Origin of the sequence: Mesorhizobium sp. M7A.F.Ca.CA.001.04.2.1 (assembly GCF_003998485.1) — a bacterium.
Classification (GTDB): domain Bacteria; phylum Pseudomonadota; class Alphaproteobacteria; order Rhizobiales; family Rhizobiaceae; genus Mesorhizobium; species Mesorhizobium ciceri.
This window is the reverse complement of the sequence record NZ_RZQT01000115.1, coordinates 1-5,976: the sequence shown is the minus strand read 5'-3', so window position 1 is coordinate 5,976 and position 5,976 is coordinate 1. Positions and strand designations below refer to the sequence as shown.

The 5,976-nt window shown below is 62.2% G+C and carries 5 protein-coding genes and 1 pseudogene; 2 read left to right on the top strand and 4 right to left on the bottom strand.

The features are described from left to right. The 4 genes and pseudogenes from EN955_RS35130 to EN955_RS26740 all read right to left on the bottom strand — a co-directional run. A pseudogene (locus tag EN955_RS35130) lies at positions 1 to 935 on the bottom strand (hypothetical protein); the annotation flags it as partial. A gap of 422 nt (positions 936 to 1,357) precedes the next feature. After that, positions 1,358 to 1,573, bottom strand: a complete 216-nt coding sequence (locus tag EN955_RS26750; RefSeq protein WP_127218961.1) for a hypothetical protein — start codon at positions 1,571 to 1,573, stop codon at positions 1,358 to 1,360. A 69-nt stretch (positions 1,574 to 1,642) separates the two neighbouring features. Further along, positions 1,643 to 2,314, bottom strand: a complete 672-nt coding sequence (locus EN955_RS26745; protein WP_032899115.1) for a hypothetical protein — start codon at positions 2,312 to 2,314, stop codon at positions 1,643 to 1,645. 13 nt (positions 2,315 to 2,327) lie between these two features. Further along, entirely contained in the window at positions 2,328 to 3,521 is a 1,194-nt protein-coding gene (locus EN955_RS26740) for a YadA-like family protein (protein ID WP_024502985.1), read from the bottom strand. A 387-nt stretch (positions 3,522 to 3,908) separates the two neighbouring features. On the opposite strand from EN955_RS26740, the gene EN955_RS26735 reads away from it, so the two are divergent. Beyond that, positions 3,909 to 5,048: a helix-turn-helix transcriptional regulator gene (locus tag EN955_RS26735; RefSeq protein ID WP_024502984.1), complete on the top strand. Its 1,140-nt coding sequence runs from the start codon at positions 3,909 to 3,911 to the stop codon at positions 5,046 to 5,048. A 64-nt stretch (positions 5,049 to 5,112) separates the two neighbouring features. After that, positions 5,113 to 5,976: LuxR family transcriptional regulator (locus EN955_RS26730; protein WP_127223482.1), on the top strand; the 864-nt coding region annotated here is incomplete at its 3' end.

Below are 5,976 nucleotides of genomic sequence, written 5' to 3'. Positions count from 1 at the left end.
TTAATGCTGGTATTGCTCCCGGTCACTGCGGCCTTCGCCGTGACGCTGGTGGCGCCAGTGCCGAGGTTCTGGGCAACAATGCCGGTGCCACCGCTGACTGTGCCTTCGGCGATGACAGTCAGGTCTTTGCCGACATGGGCGATCGGGCCAGAAAAGGTCGGCGTGCCGTTCAGAACCGTGTTGACGACATCGAGCTGTTGCCCGCCATTGATCGCATAGATGCCGTATCCGCTGCTGCTGGCGGTGACATCGCCAGTGGCGGTGACGCTGAGATCTGCCGTCAGGCCCTGATTGATGGCGTAGATGCCGACGGCCGCGCCGCTCACGTTTCCAGCGGTGACGGTAGCAGCAGAACCTTGCGAGTAGACGACGACACCATAACCGCTGGCATCTGTCGACTGGATGTCGCCGGTGGCGTTGACGGTGGTTGCGCCGTCGCCGGTGTTGATGGCAGCAACGCCGATCAGGGCGCCGGTTATGGCACCGCCGGTGTCGATGGTCACCGAGCCGCCCGGATTGGGTCCGTAGTAGGGAGGCGCCACCTGTGGAACCAGCGACACGACGCCAAGGCCGATGCCCGTCGTCGAGCTTAGCGCCGAAGAATTGGCATCGGTGTAGCTGACCGCGCCGCTGCCCAGTATGCCAAGCGCGAAGGGATCGCTGGTGGTGACGCTGAATCCCGGATCCGTGGTGACCGAAGGATTGGCCGGGGCAAGGGCAAGGGCGATGAAGTCGCCGAGATCGAGCGGCAAACCGATTCCGGACGGCACGATCTGGCCGGTCGTGTTGGCACCGGAGCAGACATAGTTAGGTGATACCGTCAGCGTGCAGGCGGCCTCGGCGCTTTGGCCAAAGCCGAGCAGCGTCGCCCCGACCATCGCCGTGCCGACCAGCAAGCGGTTGCGGTAGCGACGATTGCTATTGTTGAGATTCATGTACTGCCCCTGCCCCGATCCCGACAGATCGCCCTCGGCGGGAGCCGAAGCGATCGTCGGTGTTTCCTGCCAATGGCTGATCGAATGCGGCCTGCTTTCCTAGTCGTCATATGACGACGGTCCGCCGCTTTGTGCCGCCAATGACCGCTTGCGGAAGCCGGACTGTTACATCGGGGATACACATTCCCTTCGGCTAATTTACCGACGAGCGGGGCGGCAAGCCGCACGAAAACCTCGGGCCGAGCTGCCTTTGCACAGCCGGCCATGTTGGCCCGGCGCGACATGCCGGCAGCAGCAAAGAGCCGGCTTTCGAGATTGATCTCAGGGATCAGGTTGTCGGCACCGAAGGTCCGCCTCTAGACAGCGCCAACTGGCCGATCCGACCATGACAGCGGTCTCGCCACGAAGTGCAGAAGGCACGATTAATCGACGAGTTGATTTGGCTTGCCACCATCCATCTTGCTTTTGTGGATCCGCTCCAGAATTGCGCGGGCAGCCTCGGCTCGTTCCTTCGGCCGCCCGGTCAGATGCTGGCCTCCCAGTGAAGCCGGCATCTCCATCTCGCAATCCCAGACCGTCCATGCGTTGGTCGGGTCGAGTATGCAAACGTACCTCTGGCGCCTTTTTTGATCGGTCAACTCAGGTGCTCCCGACATCGGGGCGGAGGATAGGATTTGGCCGGAACCAGTGCATGAACGCTCCACACGCTACGGCTTGACCGGTTTGGTTTCTTTCTTCGGCTGTACGGCCATCGACGGCCCCTCCGGCGGCGGTCCGGCATCGGCTGGGTTCGGCTGTTCGGCCACCGGCGTGTCGGGCGCTTGCGGGCCACCTGATGTCAGGTTGACGGACACGCCATAGATCTTCCACTGCCGGTCGGTTGGCTCGAACATAAGCTCGAAATTGACCTGCAAGGGTACCGACGGGAAGAAGCCCGCCATGTGCAGCATGCCGTTCGGCTCGATCTGCGGCAAAAGGGTCAGTTGCGGCTCGAGCACCGCGACGGCGCCGAAGTCGAGTGCCTGCTTGCGCTGGTTAGCGAAGATGTCGCCGAGCTGTGCGGCACTGTTGGCCTGGAAATTCGGCGAGCCGAGATCGCGCAGCACCGTGTAATTGCCGGTCTTGTTGGCCTGGTCGAGCGCCAAAAGCGCACCGCGGATCAGGATCAGCACCCCATTGCGGTCGATACCGGCAGGCCGCGCCGCCTTTTGCCCCACCCGTTTTTCCTTGGCTTGCGCATGCCCGGGCTGCGCAGGCACCGCAACGGCCATCAGCGTGATGGCCACCAATGCGGCAAAAAAACCGCGGGCGCCCGAAGTCCGCCAACCGGGCGCCCGCCACTGCCACGGCACGGAATGCTGAAGCCCCAAACCCCGCATCATCCCGGCCGCGTCAGTTCAGTGTCCATGAGGCTCCGACGCTGACGCCGACATCGCCACGGCCGGTGGTTGCCGACACGGCAGCGTTCATGCGGAACTCCTCGCTGGTGTTGTAGCCAAGGCCGAGCGCCAGCCCCGATTGCCCTTTGAAATGACCGAAGCCACCAGCCAGCGACAGCTTGCCGGGCCTGTCGTCGTAGCGCAGCCCCGCGGTAGCCAGCGCCAGCGCGGTGCCGGCACGCGCTTCCGTGCGGGTTTCGCTGATCTCGCCGCCAAGGTTCTGGAAGCCGGACTCCAACGCGCCGACGCGCCCGTCGAGAGCCGCGATGTTGCTGGTGTTGTCGATCACCCTCGTATGGAGATCAAGGAGTTGAGTCGTATGGGTAGCGATCGCATTGGTGTTGCTGGCGATGCGATCCTCGTGGTCGGCAAGCTCGGTCGTGTGGCCACCCACGGTCGTGTTCAAAGCGTTGATGTTATTCGTATTGCTGGCGATGCGAATTTCATGATCGGCAACCTTTTCCGGCAGGTCTTCGAGCGCGGCCACATCGAATGTCGACGCCGCCAGATTGCCTGCAGCATCCGTCGTCACCAAGAAGACCGGATCGACCGGGTTTAGGTCTTGCGCCGCCTTGCTCGCGTCCGAAGTGACGCCCGCCAGCGTATAGGTGTTATTAACGTTGCCGACCTTCACCTGATTGTCGCGGGTGGTCTCCACGCCATGACCGATAGCCATTGATCCCGTGTAATTGGCCTTGGATTGAGCCCCGAGTGTTGTCGCAAAAGCGGCGTTGGCCTCCGCCAGGTGACCAAGCGCCGTTGCCTCATTTTGATCGTTGGCTACGGCGCCGGCCTTCGCGCCCGTGCCGATCGCAGTTGTGCCGGAACTGTTGAAATCAGTTGTTTCATCGAGATCGCCTGCTTTGGCAAACGCCCCCATTGCCGTATTCTGCCCGCCCGTGCCGCTATTGGATCTGTAACCCAAGGCGCTGCTTTCCACTCCATCCGCCCGAGCGTGGGAGCCTATTGCTGTTGCATATGCCGAATATGTAAAAGCGTCATACGATGCGTCCGGCCCGTCACCACAAGCGAGACTTGTGACATTTCCACCGTCATCGCCGCCGGCACATTCGCCTGCCCGCGCATTTCCCGAGGCAAGCGCGAAAACAGCCAAGCCCATCAACCCGGCCAAGGTCAGGATCGACATGCCGGGTGCATCACGACGGCTGACGTCCCTCTCGGAAGGTCGACAAGCTCGTTCGCAAAAGCATGACGCCATGTTTTCCGACCTACCCCCCACCGACCTGATCATTCTCGCCATCGCGTTCCCACCTCGATCGAACTGCCAGTGCGACCGAGATTGCAGGTAGGACACAATCCGAACAGTCGTCATATGACGACTGTTCGTCGCTTTGTGGGGCCGCTACCACCTTAACGCGACGGCGGTAGCCGGCAGGTGACACATTGCCGATTACTAATATTAAGAGACCTTGGCTTGAACTCCGGCATTACTTTGCTAGCCGTGACCATAACTTGATAGATATTTTTTGTATGTTAGGCTCCTTGAGCATGGTCCTTTGAAAGCTGGACACCAATGGCTGACGTGAGCATCGAAGCGGTCTCCGCAGTGGTCGGCAAGGTCTATGAGGCCGCTTACGATCAGGAGCGCTGGTTCGATGCGGTGACCGGCCTGCGCGATCTGTTCGGCGGCTCGCGCTCCTGCATCGTGCGACTCGATCCCAAGACGAGCAACGCGGTCTCGACAGTCTATGATCCCGAGTTCTCGTCTGCCGAGGTAACCGCCGCCCACATGCGTGATCCCATCAGCCAGGTCGCCGCAGCCTTGCCTGTAGGCTGCGTCTATGATCGCACGCGGATAATGAAAGGGGGAGCCGGCTTCCGCCGTCGCGAGCTCTGGCAAGACTGGTATATGCCGCGCGATATGTATCATGGCCTCGCCTGCAATCTCCTGGCTTCCAATGGCTCCTATTGGTTTCTGGATATCCATCGCAGTTCCCGGCAGAATGCATTCGAGGTCAGGGATGTCGAACTGTTGCGGAAGATCGTCCCGCATGTACTGCGCGCCGGGCAGATCGGTCGCCAGTTGGAGAACACGTCAGCACTGGCATCTGCTTTTTCTCACCTGCCTTTCGGTGTCTTCCTGGTCAACAGTCACCAGCGGATCGCACAGATGAACGAGGCAGCCGAAGCGATGCTGGCGCGGCCGGACAGTCCGCTGAAGCTGAGCGACGGGGCCATAATAATCTGCAATGCGGGGGATACGCAGGAGCTGCAACGGCTTGTCGCCGACGCTTGCTCGCTGCGCGACGCCGCCACGCCCGGCACAGGCGGGACGCTGCTGGTGCCGTCCGATCGGCAGCAATCCGGCCTGGCGCGGCTGGTGCTGTCCGTGGCGCCCTTCGTCGACGCCCGCGCCTATGGTCTGGCATCCGAACGCTGCGCGGTAATCATGGTGACGGAGGTCGCCCGACGCATCCCCGACGGCTTCGAGACGCATGTCCGTGAGCTGTTCGACCTGACGCCGGCCGAAGCGCGGCTTGCAACGGCATTGGCGTCCGGCCGGTCGCTGAAGGAAGCCGCCGACACTTCCAACATCACGGTAAAAACCGGCCGCACCTATCTCGAACGGATATTCTCCAAGACCCGCACCCGCCAGCAAAGCGAACTGGTGGCGCTGCTCAAGAGCACTGAACCGCTCAGCGGGCGCAGATGATATTCACACCCTTCAAATTGCTGTGGAACTCCAGTGTCGTATGCAAAGCATCCGTGAGCGGTCAATGTCCAATGTGAGCATCGAAGCGGTCTCCGCGGTGGTCGGCAAGGTCTATGAGGCCGCTTACGATCAGGAGCGCTGGTTCGATGCGGTAACTGGCCTGCGCGATCTGTTCGGCGGCTCGCGCTCCTGCATCGTGCGCATCAGCCCACACACATTCGATGCGGTTGCATCCGATTTCGATCCGGAGTTCACCTCGCAAAAGGGCATCGAAGCCCTGCTGCGCGATCCGCTGGCGGCGGCATCGGCCGCCTTGCCTCTCGGAGAGGTCAGTCGGTGGCCCCTGACGGAGGAGGTGGCGGCGTTCCGCCGCCGCGAACTCTGGCAGGACTGGCTGCGGCCGCGCGATATGTATCACGGCCTCGTCTCCAACCTGCTCTCGTCGAACGACTCGCACTGGATGCTTAGCATCGATCGCGGTCCAGGCCAGGAAACCTTCGGCGCCGACGACATCGACCTGTTGCGCAAGATCGTGCCGCACATGCGGCGCGCCGGGCAGATCGGCCAGCAGCTGGAGAAAACGTCGGCGCTGGCGTCGGCGTTTTCGCATCTGCCGTTCGGCGTGTTTCTGATCAACGGCCATCAGCAGATCGCACAGAGGAACGCGGCCGCCGAAGCGATGCTGTCACGGCCCGACAGTCCGTTGCGATTGAGGGATGGCACAATCGCAGCCGCCAGTGCCGAGGATACGCAGGAGCTGGAGCGGCTCGTTGCCGACGCCTGCTCGCTGCATGACGGGGTCATGCCCGGCGTCGGCGGTACACTGCTGGTGCCGTCCGATCGCCGGCAATCCGACCTGGCGCGATTGGTGCTGTCGGTGGCCCCGTTCGTCGATGCCCGCGCCTATGGTCTGGCATCCGAACGCTGC

Coding starts and splice junctions, on each gene's coding strand:
- EN955_RS26745 (WP_032899115.1), bottom strand. CDS start 2,314: ATGCGGGGTTTGGGGCTTCAGCATTCCGTGCCGTGGCAGTGGCGGGCG.
- EN955_RS26740 (WP_024502985.1), bottom strand. CDS start 3,521: ATGTCGATCCTGACCTTGGCCGGGTTGATGGGCTTGGCTGTTTTCGCG.
- EN955_RS26735 (WP_024502984.1), top strand. CDS start 3,909: ATGGCTGACGTGAGCATCGAAGCGGTCTCCGCAGTGGTCGGCAAGGTC.